This window comes from Moorena sp. SIO3A2, from assembly GCF_010672265.1.
Lineage (GTDB): Bacteria > Cyanobacteriota > Cyanobacteriia > Cyanobacteriales > Coleofasciculaceae > Moorena > Moorena producens.
In genome coordinates this window covers 78,845-96,188 of record NZ_JAAHHC010000006.1, presented here as the reverse complement: position 1 = coordinate 96,188, position 17,344 = coordinate 78,845, and the positions used below count along the sequence as shown (strand labels likewise).

8 protein-coding genes are annotated in these 17,344 nt (G+C 44.9%); 4 read left to right on the top strand and 4 right to left on the bottom strand.

Annotated features, from left to right (window positions below; translation table 11 throughout):
• Positions 1 to 50: 50 nt before the first annotated feature.
• From F6K64_RS08180 to F6K64_RS08170, 3 genes are all read right to left on the bottom strand, one after another.
• Positions 51 to 518, bottom strand: coding sequence for a universal stress protein (locus F6K64_RS08180; protein ID WP_008179165.1), 468 nt, complete (start codon positions 516 to 518; stop codon positions 51 to 53).
• 591 nt (positions 519 to 1,109) lie between these two features.
• The gene (locus F6K64_RS08175; RefSeq protein ID WP_287252844.1) at positions 1,110 to 2,213 is read right to left on the bottom strand and encodes a hybrid sensor histidine kinase/response regulator; all 1,104 of its coding nucleotides are present in this window, start codon (positions 2,211 to 2,213) and stop codon (positions 1,110 to 1,112) included.
• A gap of 100 nt (positions 2,214 to 2,313) precedes the next feature.
• Positions 2,314 to 7,581, bottom strand: a complete 5,268-nt coding sequence (locus F6K64_RS08170; RefSeq protein WP_287252847.1) for an ATP-binding sensor histidine kinase — start codon at positions 7,579 to 7,581, stop codon at positions 2,314 to 2,316.
• Positions 7,582 to 7,889: 308 nt separating this feature from the next.
• Here F6K64_RS08170 and F6K64_RS08165 point away from each other — a divergent pair, with 308 nt between their 5' ends.
• From F6K64_RS08165 to F6K64_RS08150, 4 genes are all read left to right on the top strand, one after another.
• Entirely contained in the window at positions 7,890 to 8,096 is a 207-nt protein-coding gene (locus F6K64_RS08165; protein ID WP_008179178.1) for a hypothetical protein, read from the top strand.
• 420 nt (positions 8,097 to 8,516) lie between these two features.
• Positions 8,517 to 8,792 (top strand): hypothetical protein, encoded by a 276-nt coding sequence (locus tag F6K64_RS08160; protein ID WP_154659663.1) that lies wholly within the window; start codon positions 8,517 to 8,519, stop codon positions 8,790 to 8,792.
• A 500-nt stretch (positions 8,793 to 9,292) separates the two neighbouring features.
• Positions 9,293 to 9,451, top strand: coding sequence for a hypothetical protein (locus F6K64_RS08155; protein ID WP_161603124.1), 159 nt, complete (start codon positions 9,293 to 9,295; stop codon positions 9,449 to 9,451).
• Positions 9,452 to 9,457: 6 nt separating this feature from the next.
• Positions 9,458 to 13,834, top strand: a complete 4,377-nt coding sequence (locus tag F6K64_RS08150) for an nSTAND1 domain-containing NTPase (protein ID WP_287265245.1) — start codon at positions 9,458 to 9,460, stop codon at positions 13,832 to 13,834.
• Between the two features lie 190 nt (positions 13,835 to 14,024).
• On the opposite strand, the gene F6K64_RS08145 is transcribed toward F6K64_RS08150, so the two are convergent.
• A complete protein-coding gene (locus tag F6K64_RS08145) occupies positions 14,025 to 16,340 on the bottom strand; it encodes a DUF8189 domain-containing protein (protein ID WP_202799147.1) in 2,316 nt (771 codons plus the stop codon).
• Between the last annotated feature and the right edge of the window lie 1,004 nt (positions 16,341 to 17,344).

Sequence of the window (17,344 nt, the reverse complement as noted above, 5' to 3'; positions counted from 1 at the left end):
CACCCTACAAGCTCATGGGGAAAACTCTCTGTGCCCTTGCTGAATCGCTACTAGACCGTTTTTAGGCGTCCAGGAATCACCATCACTGGACAATCAGCTTTCTGTAAAATTCCCTCGCTGATGCTGCCCACTAAAGCTTTGTAGAGACCGCTGTGTCCATGAGAACCGACCACAATTAAATCGACTGCTAATTTCTGTGCTTGTGCCAAAATTGTCTCAACTATTGGTCCTTGGATCAGCAAGGCTGCCGCATCAATACCTTTTTGGCGTGAATTTTCTGCCCACTTTTGTAGCTGGCGATGCTCCTTGCGAAACTTGTGAGCTATATAATCTCGCTCGGTCTGAGGTCCAGTTTGATAGCCAACAAAATCAGGCTCAGGTTCAGCAATGTGGATTAGCCATAATTTGCTCTTGGTTGCCGCTGCTAAAGACTCGGCTTGGGCAATCACTACTGGTGTGATCTCGGAAAAATCAATGGCGACAAGAAAGTTTTGCATGATATCAAGTCCGAAGCGCATTGGTATTGTATAACACAAGAGTCTTCTGCAGGTGTTGAGGCTATGGACACTCGATACCAATAACAAATGACAACGGACTTTTGACCAAAAAACTAACACGTAAGCATTCAGCTAATGCGCTACAGATGGTGCTACTTGAGGTGCTATCAGCTATCAGCAGTCAGCTAACGCCATAGCTTCATGCTGCACAAGCAGTTACTATAGAGTACCTCAATCAATTGTGTGTGAGAATTTTTGATGCCATATTCCCTACTCCCTACTCCCTACTCCCTATTCCCTATTCCCTATTCCCTGTTCCCTTTGCTATAGCTGATAGCTGACTGCACCTCAAGTAGCGCATATGCTTAGAGGATATCTGAAAAGTTTTTTGATACTGAATTTTGCCCCCCTAGCCCCCCAATTCTGGGGGGAACAAGAATCAATTTGCTGGTAGAAGTCCCCCAAAATTGGGGGATTTAGGGGGCTTGGATGTAGCAAATGAGACTTTTCAGACAACCTCTTAGAGGATACGTGATATTATAGATGAACCCTGAGCAATTAAAGTTTAAAAAAAACTTTAGTAATCAACAATCAACAATCAACAATCAATCCTTAAATTGATAATTTTCCTGGAAGCATAATATGGACAATTGTTTGTTTTACTGGGAAACTGCTTATGTTTAATTCTCCACCGTGTAATTCAGTTAGCAGTTTGGCAATAATCAACCCTAATCCAGAGCCTTGTTGTTCGTATAGTTTACGATCAAATTGCATATAGGCTCCGAGTTTAGCAATTTGAGTTGGTGTCATGCCTCGTCCCTGATCGATCACCAAAAGATTCAAGTGATTATCCTGAAAATAACTCTGAATCTGAATCGGCTTACCAAGGTCGGAAAACTTCAAGGCATTATCAATGATTTCTTCAACAATTTTAGTGAATTTTGATTGGGAAATTTTTACAACTGCTTCTTGCAGTTCTAAGTGCAAATCGTCTTTCCGGTTTACCTTCTTAAATTTTTGCATAGCAAGGTCTTGGATAATTGTTCTAGTAAAACTTTGCTCTCCATAATTAATCAGCTTCCTGGCTTGCTTAGGTTGTTGCTCGATTCGCGCTAGTTCTGCATAGAGTAAAAAATTATGGGTGAGCCGATATAAACGTTCCCCAGAGACACAAATTTGCTGAAGCATGTCCATAGCTTCATCACGATCTATAGTATCATAGTCTTCTATGAGGAATTGGGCAAGATTCAAAATACCATTGAGAGGAGTACGCAACTCATGAGGTAGTGCATGAGTAATGCAATCTCGCAATTCATCGACCTGTTTCTGAGATTCTTGCTCAAAAGCCATCTGCTTGGCTATGCGGGTTGTGACTGCTCCTAATAATTCATCTCTAGTAAATGGCTTGGTCAGATAATCATCTGCGCCCAGTTCCATCCCCATACGCAGATCAGATTTTGTAGATTTAGCCGTAATAAAAATCAAGGTAATTGTCTGGGTGGATGGAATTTCTTGTAACTGAATCATTACACCATAACCATCCAGTTTCGGCATTTTAATATCGCAAATAATCAAATCAGGACTTTCTTTTTTCGCCAATTCCACACCTATTTCACCATTTTCTGCTTGAATAACATCGAAATTTTCTGCCCGAAGTATTTCAACAACAATGCTACGGATATCTTCCTCGTCTTCAATAACTAAAATCTGCGACATAGATCATTTTATCCTTAAACAACTTAACATTGATAAACGCTTTTAAAGACTAAGTAAAATTAATCCTTTGTTCTAGGCATAATCCTAATTACTATTAGGATCAACTGCCAACTGCCAACTGGCAAACAGCTCTCGGTCTTTGTACTTGCTCTGGTACTGCAGGGGAGTACAGTGGAATGGTGACAGTAAAGGTTGTCCCAATACCAACTTGGCTATTTACCGTAATTTCACCACCGTGTACTTCCACAGACTGTTTTACAATTGCAAGTCCAAGTCCAGTTCCTGGAATATTACCCACATTATTGCATCGATGAAATGACTCAAACAGTTGCTTTTGGTCTTCTTCTGGGATACCAATACCCTGGTCTTTAATCTTGAATATAACCTCTTCTTGCTGACAAATCAAGTCAAAGTTTATGGTGCTGTCATTGGGGGAATATTTAGTGGCATTTGAGAGCAAATTTATCAAGATGTGTCTGAGCAGTTTTTCATCAAAATTAACCTCTGGGCATTCACATTGAATAGAAAAAACAATGCTTTGTTGGGTGTCAATACCTAGTTCGATATCTTCGACTAAATCACGACAGAATTCAAGTAAATTTAATGGTGCAGGGTTAAATTTTAGTTTTCCAGCATTAGCTTTATTGACTACCAACACGTCATCCAACATGTGGAGCATATGTTTGACATTGACTTGAATCCGATCTAGATAGTTTTGTTTTTTCTCATCAGTCCAATTCTGGCTGTAATATTTGAAGATTTCAGTAACCCCCATAATAGTGGTTAGGGGGGTGCGGAACTCGTGGGAAGTCATAGAGATAAATCGAGATTTGAGTTCAGTGAGTTCCTTTTCTCTTTCCAGAGATTTGCGAATCTGTTTTTCCAGTCGCTCCCTAACTTGAACTTCGTGCAAAGTCTGGTAAAGCGTAGCATTTTCCAAAGAAATTGCCGCTTGATTACACAGAAGGCTTAACACTTCTAGGTGTTCATTGGTAAAATTTCCAGAAACCATATTATTTTCTAAGTACACCATACCAATCAGATTGTTTTTCCGGAGAAGTGGCAAACACACAGCTGACTTGGGCTGATTATTTATGATGTATATATCATCAGCAAAAGTAGAGTTATTAACAAGATTATTTAAAAGTAAATTTTCTTTATTGATAGCCACATAATTAATCACGGATATGGGCAAATGCTGAGTAATGGTAACTGGGATTGACTCCCGGAATGTTACTCCATTATTAACCACTGTTCCTGCCGCTTCTATAATCAATTTATCGTCTTTTGACAAAATGATAAACCCCTTTTTCGCTCCAGCATTAGTCAGGAGAATCTGCATCAATTTGTCCAGTAAATTCTCGAAAACTATTTCTTCTGAAATGGCTTGAGATGCCTTGATCACGTCAGATAAATCCAGGGCGTTTAAACTTACTGCTATCGTTGAGTTGGTTATGGAATCTAGTGGAACTTTCGTTGTTGGTTGGGCGGTAATTTTGCTAAGGAGTTGGGGGTATCTTGATTCTAAGTCTCTCACTTTTGCCAGAGCTCCCCAGCGACTGTATCCATAGTAGGCATCAGTCAAGTAAGCCTGGGCGATCTTTCGTTTGCCACAAGAGAGATAAAACTCTGCTGCTAGTTCATTGGCTAGTGCTTCTTCCTGGATATAGTCCTGGTCCGCTGCTCCTTCAATCCCTTGGTCATAACGTTCCATGGCTTGCCAGTGTTGCCCTAAAACTCGTGCTTTCTCTGCCTCCACTAGCTCGTATTTATGTTTGAAGTTTGATGGAGCATGGTATGCCCAGGTTTTCAGGGTTTCCTGATTAGCTGCTACTTGGGTCAGGTATTCACCTTGCTGCTGTGGCTCGACATGGGGATAGTGAGCCAAAAGCGCTAGAGAATAGTAGAAATTGTGCTCAGCAACAAGAATCAAGCCAGCGACAGATTGTGCGTATTGCTCTGCTGCCCTGGCCTGAGCAATAGCTTGCTCGGGTTGTTTAAACCAATAAAACAGAATCGATTTGGCAAGATATAGATAAAACAGAGACGTTCCATTATTCTGTTCTCTTAAAATGGGAAGCATTTCTAATTCATTAAAGTCTTCCCCAATTAACTGACAGGGATCGTCAGATTTACCGAGTAAATTTAAGGTTAATTGTTTGCCGATTTGACCATAAATAACATGATAGTCTAGCTTCCTTTTTTGCAGCCACTCCAGATACTGCCCATACTTCTGAGCAGCAAGGTCGAGATCATCTCCCACAAACAATAGGTTGGTACAGTAGTTGAGGGCAGCAAAACCGGAATAGGTTAGCTCTCCGGTTTCAAGACCGCTGTTAAACGCCTCTAGTAAGGGGTTTAGGGTTTCCTTCAGATGCTCTTTCCAGTGTCTGATATGACCATTAAAAAGATCTAATACTATTGATTTGAACTCCTCAGCATCCAATTGCTCTAACAGCATCAAAGACAGTTGACCAAATGTATAGCCACCATCGATATCTCCCATAAATCCACACAAGATCATGGCGTAAGAAATATAGGTGTTCGTAGACAGATGTGAATTCCCATGGTTGATACATAGATTGATTTGTGTAAAGATCAGCAGTGGATACAATGCCGGATTAGCAACAAAAGCAGGGGTTCCTACAGACTTTAAGATCCCCATGGCTGCTAGTTTAGTCAGGTCAGTCATTTCTGGTAGGTCAGCCAAATCCTCACTAATCAGGTCTTTGGGGGGGTCTTGCTCCAGTGGAATCCCGAGCATGTCTAGAACCTGTAGCCCCGTATCCAGGGCGACTTGCATTTGGTTTTGAGCAATATAACCGTGGATTTTTAGTTCATACACCTTGACTTGATCTAATTGGGTTTTGGCTTGTTCCAGAGCCACTCTAGCCAAGAGGTTTGATTGGTCAAAATTGCTGTTGAGGTATTCCGCTTCCACCACTTCTAGATACAAAGCAAGGGTGAAGTCATAGTTGTCAGTCCAGGTATCTGCTGGTAGGAGTCCTAGACCTACATTCAGATACTTGAGAGCGCTGGCATAAGCGGCTGCGGCCTTGGCTTTCTGACCCGCGATCAGATTGAGTTGAGCTAGCTCATCTTTTTCCCACTGAGCGGTGAGTAAGTCCGTGCCAAAATTGAGTTGGTTAACCAAGGCAAAGATATTCTCTTCCCGTGCCTCTGGAGTGGTATGGTTCAGCAACAATTTGCCAATTTTTAGGTGGGTTGCTTGTTGGTCGGATTCCGGAATCAGAGAGTAGGCGGCTTGCTGCACCCGGTCATGTAAAAATTTGTAGTTAACCTTGACATCACTGAGGCCAAAATCTGCGGATTCCTCCTGTTCAAATAGCAGAGGAATTTTGTAACTATCACTCAACGGCAGAATCAAACCGATCTGTAGTGCCTCCCAGAGCTGAGTAGCAGTGATAATGGTTGAGTCTTCATTGACAATGGCTAGCATCTCTAAGTTAAACTGATTGCCCAGACAAGCTGCCAATTTTAAAACCTGCTGGGTGGTTTCTTGTAGCTTGCCAATACTTCTGGCAATCAGTTCCACCACGTTATAATCAGTGATGCCAATGGCTTGAATTTGATCAATATCCCACTGCCAGCTGCCACTGGTGACGTCATAACTCAGCAAGTTTTCTGAATAGAGGGTTTTGAGCAGTTGGGTCAAGAAGAAGGGATTACCTTGGGTTTTATGGAATAATAGCTCTGCTAGGGGTTTGGTCTGGTTTTTCCCTTGGGTGTCATTGAGAGTATCAGCTACTAATTGCTGAACGTATTGTTTCCGTAACGGCTCAATCTTGATCTGATCTATGACCGAGTCAGTTTCTTGAATTTTCTCAATGGTTTGAATCAAGGGATGGGTCGGACTGACTTCGTTATCTCGATAAGCTCCAATGATTAACAAATAGTTGCGATCGCAGTTCGTCATTAAGGTCTGGAGCAACGTTAATGAAGCTAAATCTGCCCACTGTAAATCATCAAGGAAGAGCACCAGGGGATGTTGGGGTTGGGCAAAGACACCGATGAATTGTTGAAACACCCGTAAAAATCGGTTTTGGGATTCCGATGCTCCGAGTTGGGGCACTTCCGGCTGTTCACCGATAATCAGTTCCACTTCGGGAATGACATCAATAATGACCTTGCCATTGGCACCCAGAGCATGTAATAAATTCTGTTTCCAAATCCCTAGTGTTTGAGCCGGTTCTGTCAACAGTTGCCGAATTAATCCCCTAAATGCCTCCAGCAGGGCAGCGTAAGGACTATTCCGCTTAAACTGGTCAAATTTACCACTAATAAAATACCCTCGCGCTTTGACAATTGGTTTATGAACTTCATTGACCACTGAGGTTTTACCAATCCCTGAGTAACCGGATACCAGCATCAACTCAGTGGCTCCAACACTGACTCGTTCAAAGGCCTCCATCAGGGTGGCTACTTCCCCTTCCCGACCATAGAGTTTTTGAGGGATGAGCAGTCGGCTCCCGATGTCATAGGTCCCGGGAGTGAAGGTTTCAATTTTTCCGGTGGTTTGTAGTTGGGATAGACAGGTTTCTAGGTCAACCTTTAGTCCAGCAGCACTTTGGTATCGGTCTTCAGCATTTTTCCTTAGGAGTTTCATCACAATCAATGAAACTACTTCACTAATTTCTGGATTAAGCTGATGAGGAGGGACAGGATATTGAGCCAGATGATGGTGAATCAATTCCATGGGATCGGTGGTGATAAAGGGTACCCGATCCGTTAGCATTTCGTAAAAGGTGGCACCTAAGGAATAGAAGTCGCTGCGGTAGTCAATGGAGCGGTTCATCCTCCCGGTTTGCTCCGGTGAAATATAGGCAAGAGTCCCTTCCAGCCAATTAGGATTGCTAGTGGTGGGATTCTCTAGAGACAGGCGCGAGGCAATGCCCAAGTCAGTGATTTTAACTTGTCCTGTTTCCGGATTGATGATGATATTAGAGGGGTTAATATCTTTATGAATAATCGGGACTTTGTGCAGCTCATCCAAGGTTTCTACTAGAGAAATAGCTATCCGCAGAAAGTCCTTGATAGTCATGGTGTGAGAGTTGATCAAGTGCTTGAGGGATTGACCCCCAAAATCTTCAAATATCAACGCCAATCCATTATTATCGTTTTCCAGACCGTAGCATTTGACAATGCCTTCACAATCAATAGCTTGGGAGATTGTATATTCTTGTCGTAAGCTGCTAATCTCTTTAAGGGAGGGATAGTCCGATTTGATAAGTTTAATAATAACTGGTCTTTGCTGTTGCTGGTGATAGCCGCGATAAACAACTGTACTAACACCAGCTTCTAGTTCTTCTAGAAGTTTAATTTGATAGTTTGGGAATTGTAACATCATCTCTCCCTTGAAGTTTTTAGATATAGTAATTGTGATAGCTATACTGATTTAATCTTGTTTAATCTTGGTGATGGCGCTTCTGATTTGGCTCAAGTAGTTCCTGTAGTTGATGTCGGGTGGGCAGTGCACCAGACAGATAATGAACCTTGCAAAGGGCGTTGGTAGGCACTGCCCACCCGAAGATTAATCTTTAACTGGACTGGGTCGGATCAGTAAAACCAGCAGAGATTTTCAAGCAGCCGTACCAGCACCCCCAGCTTGTTTACTACCGACCGTTGATTAGCTGACCGCTGACCGCTGACCGCTGAATGCTTACCGCCCTAGTCAGGAAAAATTCAACGGTCAAGGGAGAAGGGTGGAGTGCTATTGTCCCTTTTTCCTTTGCCCATTCTGCTTTTACCCGACCTTTAGGTCAGTTGTCTTGCATTCAATTGAGAATTTCCATACAGCATAGTTTCCTACAGCCTATTTTAGGGATTACATCTCTAGAATTCCCGGAAATGCTACTCAGGTAACACTCAGATCACCTCCAGTTAATCACTTGGTTGATCGAATGGTGTTTGAAAAGTCTGTTTACTACTCGGAAGAGCGAAGCATGATTGACCGACTTATAGCAGAAGTCAAAAGTCAGAAGTCATTTGTCAGAAGTCAAACTCTTGCGCTTCTTGATGCAGTCGCTCATGGGGGAAACCCCCAAGACCGCGCTGCATCGCTTACAAAGGGTGTGAGACTTTTGTCATGTCCTAACTGCCCTGGCGACTGCTATATATCAAGTCTGGTTGAATACCCATCAATTTTGGGACCCGGGCGCGGGGCTGACAAGGGTAGGTTTTTTACTTTGGAGATAGGTAATAGGGAATGGGTAATGGGGAATGGGGAATGGGGAATGGGTAATGGGTAATGGGTAATGGGGAATGGGGAATGGGGAATGGGGAATGGCTAATCGGAACCCACCCCTAACCCCGACCAGGAGGGGAAGAGCGGGAGATGGGTCGGTAATCGGTGGAAATTCTGGGAGATTTTCCGACATATTTTCCGAAATTTATTCCCAATGCCAGTACGTACTCGCCCTGCTAGGTAAAAAACCTACCCAAGTGAGGGAGGGTGGGGAGGGTGGGAAGTCTCGGGAGATGGTCAGATGGTCAGATGGTCAGATGGGGGAAATTTTTATTAAGGGTAATTATGCCGACATGATATTACTAGGGTTTTAGCCATTAGGATTTTTCAAAACGGTTTTCTCAAATCAGATTATCAATCATCTCGGGATTATTGATAATGGAGGCCGCTTATTGACATTGATTCAGCAGATTTCCGGTTTTACATACTATCAAAAAACTTTTATCTGTAGTTTGTAATACAAAATAATATGAGGTTACCCTGCAAACTCAATAGGTAAAGATTTATTACGAAAATACTAATTTCTGCGTAAAGTCAAAAGATTATCTTGGGGAATAAATAGGGAGCATCCCACTGCTGTGTGAGCGTGATTATACCGCCCACATATAGCAGAAGTCAGAAGTCAGAAGTCAGAAGTCAGAAGCGGTGCGACCCTGGTGATTTCTAATCACCATCAGAATGCGCACCAAGAGAGTCAAAGTCTTGCGCTTACTTAGGTTTAATACTTTTGTCATGTTCTAACTGCCCTGTCTTGATGCAATAGCGAGTGGGGAGGGGCTGTGTGCGGAACCTGCGTCCGCACCTTGTAAGCCCCGTGGAAACCACGCCAGTTGCTCATGGGGGAGACCCCCAAGACCGCACTGGCTCCCCAAGACCGCGCTGCATCGCTGGCGACTGCTATAAAAAAATATATTTGCCAAAATTTGATGCTAACAATCAAGAGTATTCAAGTTATCTTTCTAAGTGCTTGTAGAATAACATGTTCTCCCGCAATCTCGCCTTGATCATCGGTATCAATAACTACACAAACGGCATTTCTCCCCTGAACACTGCCGTAAACGATGCCAAAAAATTAGTGGAAATTCTCCGCAAAAAGCATGATTACGAAGTCTGGGAATGCCTAGACGAAGTGGCAACTCTGTCTAACTTTAACAAATTTTTAGAAAAAACCTTACCCGAAAAAGTCACTGAAAATGACCGCTTATTATTTTACTTTGCTGGTCATGGAGTCGCTCTCAATGGGGATGATGGTCCGGCTGGTTACTTAATTCCTCAAGATGCTTTACTGGGGGATACTAATAGTTATCTGCCCATGACGAAGTTACACGATGCTTTAAGTCAATTACCCTGTCGTCATTTCTTGGGTATCCTCGACTGCTGTTTTGCTGGTGCTTTTAAATGGTCGAGTACTAGGGATTTATTAACCTCGCCAGAAGTAATTCACCAAGAACGATACGACCGTTTTATTAGTGACCCAGCCTGGCAAATTATTACTTCTTCAGCTTCTGACCAAAAAGCCCTCGATAACTTGAATTTAGATAGCGAACGCAGTCAAGTCGGTAATCATTCCCCTTTTGCTAGTGCATTATTAGAAGCCCTAGAAGGGGCAGCAGATATCTATCCTCCTGCTACCAATGGTAAACCGGCTGGAGATGGGGTAATTACAGCCACAAAATTATATTTATATTTACGGGATCGAGTAGAAATACCTACAGAAAAATACCGTCTGCGACAAACCCCTGGTATTTGGTGTTTAAATAAGCACGATAAGGGAGAATATATCTTTCTTTCTCCGGGACATGAACTTAACTTACCACCCGCACCACCATTAGATGAGTCAAAAAATCCCTATCGCGGTTTAAACTCCTTTGACGAGAAACACAGTTCACTGTTTTTCGGTAGAACATTACTAGTAGAAAAGTTAGAAGATTTTGTCAAAGCTAATCCCCTGACAGTGGTGTTGGGTGCTTCCGGTTCCGGTAAATCTAGCTTGGTAAAAGCAGGATTAATTCCCAAACTACGGCAAGATAATACTGAGAAATGGTGTATTTTGCCACCCATCCGTCCTGGTGAGACTCCCTTGCCAGCATTAAATAATGTGCTATGTAATGCTAAGTTACCAGGGGTAGAGCCACAAAACCCACAGCAGAACCTGGCAATGAGCATTGATGTTTGGGGGAAAAATAACCCCAACTCTAAGTTATTACTGTTTATTGACCAAAGCGAAGAAATTATTACACTCTGTCAAAACTTAGATCAGCGTAAGGAGTTTTTCCAACAGATACTCACAGCCATCAATGGCCATGGGGATAAATTACGGGTAGTATTAACCTTACGGTCTGACTTTGAACCCCAAGTCAGGGATGCTGGCTTAAAGTTTGTCCCCACAGACTATAACGTGGAAAACACTGTGCTTACAAAGCGTTGGCACAGCGGACGATTTATTGTACCGGCGATGACACGAGGGGAACTAAAGGAAGCCATTGAAAAACCGGCTCAAGCACGGGTAATGTATTTTCAACCCCACGAATTAGTAGAAAAATTAATTGATGAAGTGGCGGATATGCCCGGAGCATTACCCCTGCTGTCTTTTGCATTGAGTGAATTATTCCTCAAGTATTTAAGGCGGCAACGGGAGGCACAATACAGGGGTATTACTATTGACCGGGCGTTGACTCAAGCCGATTATCAGGAATTGGGGGGAGTAATGCGATCGCTAACTCAAAGGGCTGATCAAGAATATGAGGCGCTAGTTAATGAAAATCCCGCTTATGACCAAGTAATCCGTCATGTGATGCTGCGGATGGTGGCACTAGGTGGGGGTGAGTTAGCCCGTAGGCGGGTACCTTTATCGGAACTAGAATATCCACCAGCAAAAAATGGTTTAGTTAAGGAAGTAATTGAGCGTTTTAGCACAGCACGGTTATTAGTAGAAGGACAAGATAGTGAGGGTAAGCCCTATGTCGAACCTGCCCATGATGCTTTAGTACGGGGATGGCAAAGATTGCTGGGATGGAAGCAACAGGAGGAGGAAAGCCTACTTCTGCAACGGCGGTTGACGACCGTAGCCCAGGAGTGGAAAAGCCAGCAACAGGCAAAGTTTCTTTGGAATGCTAACCCTCGTCTGGATTTGTTGAAAAAGGTATATTTATCGGATGATAACTGGTTAAACCAGGTAGAAGTTGATTTCGTGCGGCGCAGTGTTAGAAAAAAACGCCGTAACACAATGGTGGGTTGGAGCATCGCTGGCTCAGTTCTTTTGGGGGCAATGATTTTCAGTGCTGCGCTTTGGAACCAATGGAGAAACTCTGAACTTAATAATGCCAATTCTCTCGGTCGCTATTCTTTGTCCCTGTTTGCTGAACATAAAGAAATGGAGGCTTTCGTGGAGGCGATTAGGGCAGGAAAAATCCTACAAAAACACAAGAAAAGCGACCCACAGGTGATGAGTGCCCTGCAGAAAGTTCTTTATGAAGGCAGCGAACGCAACCACTTGCAGGGGAATGATCAGAATGTCACGAGCGTCAGTTTCAGCCGGGATGGTCAGACCTTGGCTTCTGGCAGTGATGACAACACGATCAAACTCTGGAATCTAGAGACAGGCGAGGAAATCCGCACCCTGATCGGGCATACTGAAACTGTCCATAGCGTCAGTTTCAGCCGGGATGGCCAGACCTTGGCTTCTGGCAGTTATGACAACACGATCAAACTCTGGGATCCTAAGACAGGCAAGGTAATCCGCACCCTGATCGGGCATACTGAAGTTGTCAGGAGCGTCAGTTTCAGCCGGGATGGCCAGACCTTGGCTTCTGGCAGTGATGACAACACGATCAAACTCTGGAATCTAGAGACAGGCAAGACAATCCGCACCCTGATCGGGCATACTGAAACTGTCATGAGCGTCAGTTTCAGCCGGGATGGCCAGACCTTGGCTTCTGGCAGTACTGACAACACCATCAAACTCTGGGATCCTAAGACAGGCGAGGTAATCCGCACCCTGATCGGGCATACTGGCCGTGTCAATAGCGTCAGTTTCAGCCGGGATGGCCAGACCTTGGCTTCTGAAAGTGATGACCACACCATCAAACTCTGGAATCTAGAGACAGGAGCCGAAATCCACACCCTCCAGGGGCATGATCACTTTTTCAGGAGCGTCAGTTTCAGCCGGGATGGCCAGACCTTGGCTTCTGGCGGTAGTGACCACATCATAAAACTCTGGGATCCTAAGACAGGCGAGGTAATCCGCACCCTGATCGGGCATAATGACGATGTCATGAGCGTCAGTTTCAGCCCCGATGGCCAGACCTTGGCTTCTGGCAGTGATGACAACACGATCAAACTCTGGAATCTAGAGACGAGAAGGGAAATCCGCACCCTCAAGGGGCATGATCACGTTGTCCATAGCGTCAGTTTCAGCCGCGATGGCCAGACCTTGGCTTCTGGCAGTTTTGACAACACCATCAAACTCTGGGATCCTAAGACAGGCGAGGTAATCCGCACCCTCGTGGGGCATGATGACTTTTTAAATAGCATCAGTTTCAGCCGGGATGGCCAGACCTTAGCTTCTGTCAGTGATGACAAGACCATCAAACTCTGGGATCCTAAGACAGGCAAGGTAATCCGCACCCTGATCGGGCATACTGAAGCTGTCGAGAGCGTCAGTTTCAGCCCCGATGGCCAGACCTTAGCTTCTGGCAGTTATGACAAGACCATCAAACTCTGGGATCTAGAGACGGGAAGGGAAATCCGCACCCTGATCGGGCATACTTACACTGTCTTGAGCGTCAGTTTCAGCCCCGATGGCCAGACCTTGGCTTCTGGCAGTTATGACACTACGATCAAACTCTGGAATCTAGAGACAGGTAAGAAAATCCGCACCCTCAAGATGTATGATAGCGTTGCCACTAGCGTCAGTTTCAGCCCCGATGGCCAGACCTTGGCTTCGGCTTCTAGCAGTAGTGAAAACACCATCAAACTCTGGGATCCTAAGACAGGCGAGGTAATCCGCACCCTGATCGGGCATGATAACGATGTCAATAGCGTTAGTTTCAGCCGGGATGGCCAGACCTTGGCTTCTGGCAGTAGTGACGAGACGATCAAACTCTGGAATCTAGAGACAGGAACCGAAATCGTCACCCTTCAGGGGCATATTGACAATGTCGATAGCGTTAGTTTCAGCTCCGATGGCCAGACCTTGGCTTCTGGCAGTAGTGACGAGACGATCAAACTCTGGAATCTAGACTTAAACTTAGACTCTTTAATGGCGAGGAGTTGCGATTCGGTGCGCAATTATTTGCAGCATAATCCTAATGTCAGGGAGAGCGATAAGCACTTGTGCGACAATCTAAAGAAGTAGTTGCAAAAGATAAAAGTTTTTAAGGCCGTAGCAGCTATTCGTCAAGTCCCTTGACCGTAGGTCACCCTACGCGAACGCGACCATTCAAAATTAAAAATTAAGAATTAAAAATTCAAAATCCGTAATTCTTAATTTTTAATTCTTAATTTTTAATTCTTTACCTTTAATTCCTTAATCAGTAATCTTGCTCTCAACCCATCCACTTGTGGTGCAGAGCATGATCACCAGCAACTACAAAAACATCAAGGCGGTCAGGTCCCCAAGATGCTGCTGCTAGCCCAGCAATGCTGTAACCACCTAGGTTTTTCCAATTTTTCCAGGCAGAACCATCCCAGGAACGGCAATAGACCTTGCCCATGGATCCAATCACGAAACAATCTAGCTGGTTGACTCCCCTGGAGACAGCAGCTATACCATACTGACAGTAGCCTCCCAGTTTTTCCCATGGAGTCCAAATGGAACCATTCCAGGTCTTGTAGTATAGAGCGCGATCGCGACCAATGGTAAAGGTAGCGATATGGTTTGGCCCCCAAGACACTGCTGCGGGTGCAGAAATAGAGTAACCCCCTAAGTTTTCCCAACCACGCCAAGCCGAGCCATCCCACCACTTGTGGTAGAGGGCGTGGTCAGTACCAATGATAAAAGTGTCAATGCGGTTAGGTCCCCAGGAAGAAGCCGCTGGAGCATACAGGCAGTAGCCCCCTAGATTTTCCCAACCACGCCAAGCCGAGCCATCCCACCACTTGCGGTACAGGGAATTATTGCTACCAACCACAAAGGTGTCAATGCGGTTAGCTCCCCAAGAAACTGCTGCGGGTGTAGAAATAATGTAACCCTCTAAGTTTTCCCAGCCGCGCCAAGCCGAGCCATCCCACCACTTGTGATACATAGCGTGGTCAGTACCAATCACAAAGGTGTCAATGCGGTTAGGTCCCCAGGAAGCAGCCGCTGGGCTATATATGCCATAGCCGCCTAAATTTTCCCAGTCACTCCAAGTACCGTCACTGGGGCGAGGGCGAGGACGGGGTGGGGGAGTTTTGATTTTGTCAAAAGCTACCTTGGGCTGAATAATACCAGTACCGGAATGCTGATCCCATCCCTGAGAACCAATATTTTTAGCAGTACTCTCCAGGAGTTTCTTAACTTCCTGCTGAGTCAAGCTCGGCTTGGCTTGCTTGAGCAAGGCTACTACTCCAGCAGCAATGGGTGTGGCAGCAGAGGTACCGTTATCACAGGGGAAGTAACCCCGGAAGTGGGTGATGGAACAGAAGTCAGGCTTTTGGGGGGACAAAGCCGCTGGTCCTTGGCTGCTATAGCCGACAAACTGTTCATTCTTGTTAACTGCGCCCACTGTCATCACTAGGGGATGACCATTCGCGCCCCAGATACTTTTACCAGGACCGAAATCTGAGGCACAACGACCATCAGGACAGGTTCCACCACAGTTACCAGCGGCAAACAGAACTAGAATCCCTTGATTGATGGCTTCCACAACTTTGCGGGTGAAGGGATGGTTTGGATTTCTGGCATAAGTCTTATCCCACTGTTCCTGGTAAATTCCCCAGCTATTGGTGAGAATGTGGGGTGTGCCGTCAGTTTTATGCTGCTTGATTGCCCAATTGAAGGCAGCCAGGGCATTAGAGATGGCATTCCCTACTAGTGGAAAGTCATAGAGCTTGGCTTCTGGAGCCATACCCAACACATCTGTAGCGCACATATTGCCATGTTCGCCCCAGCTGCGAGCTTGAGTCCCCCATTCCACGCTGCGGTGGTAGCCACCAATGACATTGCGAATTCGCTTGGAGGGTTCTCCGGGACGCACAGGACGACCAGCTGCTGTAATTCCGCCATCAACGACACCAACAACAATACCTTGACCTTTATAACCAGCAGCGTGAATTTTATCAACGCCAAGATATTTGGCTACGTCCGCCATAGTTCCCTTAGCAGCCCCAGGGTTACAGTCACAAGAACCAATCGGACAGCTACCAAACCCTGCCATTGGTTCTACCATCGGATACTCTTGCTGTAAGGTGGTAGTGCTGAAGGGTTCGATCGGGGTGTCTGGCCAGACTTTGATCACATTAGGTTGGGCTTCGAGGGCGGCAATTTGGTTTTGAGCAACTTTGCCCTTGACAACGATCACCTCTTCATCAGAGGCTTGAAGTTGCATGGCCAGTTCCGGTGTCTCAGGATCCATCGATACTGGCTCGTAGTCATAATCGATTTGGAAGCTAGGAACCCTGAAACTTCCTGCCATGTAAAACAAGTTAGCGCCTTGACCCTTAGGTGCTCGCATTTCTACCAGCACGTTTTCCATAGGAATATCTGGGGCAGATGAACTCATTGGCACTGCTGTGGGTATATTGCCTTGACTGGATACAGCATTCATGTCAAAGGATGAAATCTGGTCATCAGCCATTTCCCCTAAGGACATGCCATTGGTAGTTGCTTCACCATTAGTCATACCTGGAACCATTGGTTCGTGACTTTCTATGTTTTCCATTGTGCTAATTTCTGATGATGTTTTATAATTGGCTCGATAGAGAGGAGTCTGTCTTAGCTTTTGTTTCAGGATCAGGTTGATGTGAGTGTTTCTGAGCAATACAGTCAACTACCCATTGACCCTGAAGAATTCCAGATTTTTTCTCAAAGTTTTTGTAAAGGTGATATACTTCCGTTATAACTCAGCTGCATTACTGCACTAGCTGCTGTGAAGAGCAATGGCTTAGTCGAGACTTTCCCCTTAACTTGCAAAGAAAACGTTAAACATCCCTACTCCCCAACAGAACTGTGTTATCTAATCTTTAGGTCTAGGCTTTCGGATCTGGACTGTTACCTAAGCTGAAGGGGATACAGCTGTGCAATTCGATTCCTATAATATTGATGCCCCGGGGCAACGGCGAGTAGAAGTTGAGGCTGTTGTTGAATACTTGCAGCAACTCCCTCAAGGTACCTTGTCCGATGGCTAACCAAAGCAGATCGAGTTTGAAACCAGAAGCACCACCTTGGTGGATTGTAGGGTGGGCTAGTTCACTAGTTTGTAGTAGAATATAGGATATAAGGCTGAGGGTTAGTAAACAGCTAGAGAAAATGTCGCAGAGTCTACCAAAAACTCTGATTATTTGTTAGACTTAAATTAGGGTAACACCGACAGGGATTATTATGTAACTTAAATTAAAGCCGAAAACCAAGGGTTTAATAGTTGCGCTGTAATCCCGGTGGAACGAACTTTTTTGACATTTTTATGGCGCTCGCGGGATATTCCGTCACAGAAGCGCGGAGATACCCCCTGGATGCGATGGCATCTTGCATTGGCGGGCAAAAGTCGTTCTTGGTAGACTTTGGTAGCTAAAAAGTATCGGCTACCAAATTTAACTGAAAATAAATTGAAACAGGGGCATTCATTCAAGGTCAAGGAGAAACTAGAAAATAGGGAACTTGGGAACAGAAAGTATTCCCCGTTTACCTTTTCCCGTTCCTGGTTCCCGAGTAAGCATTCAGCCGTCA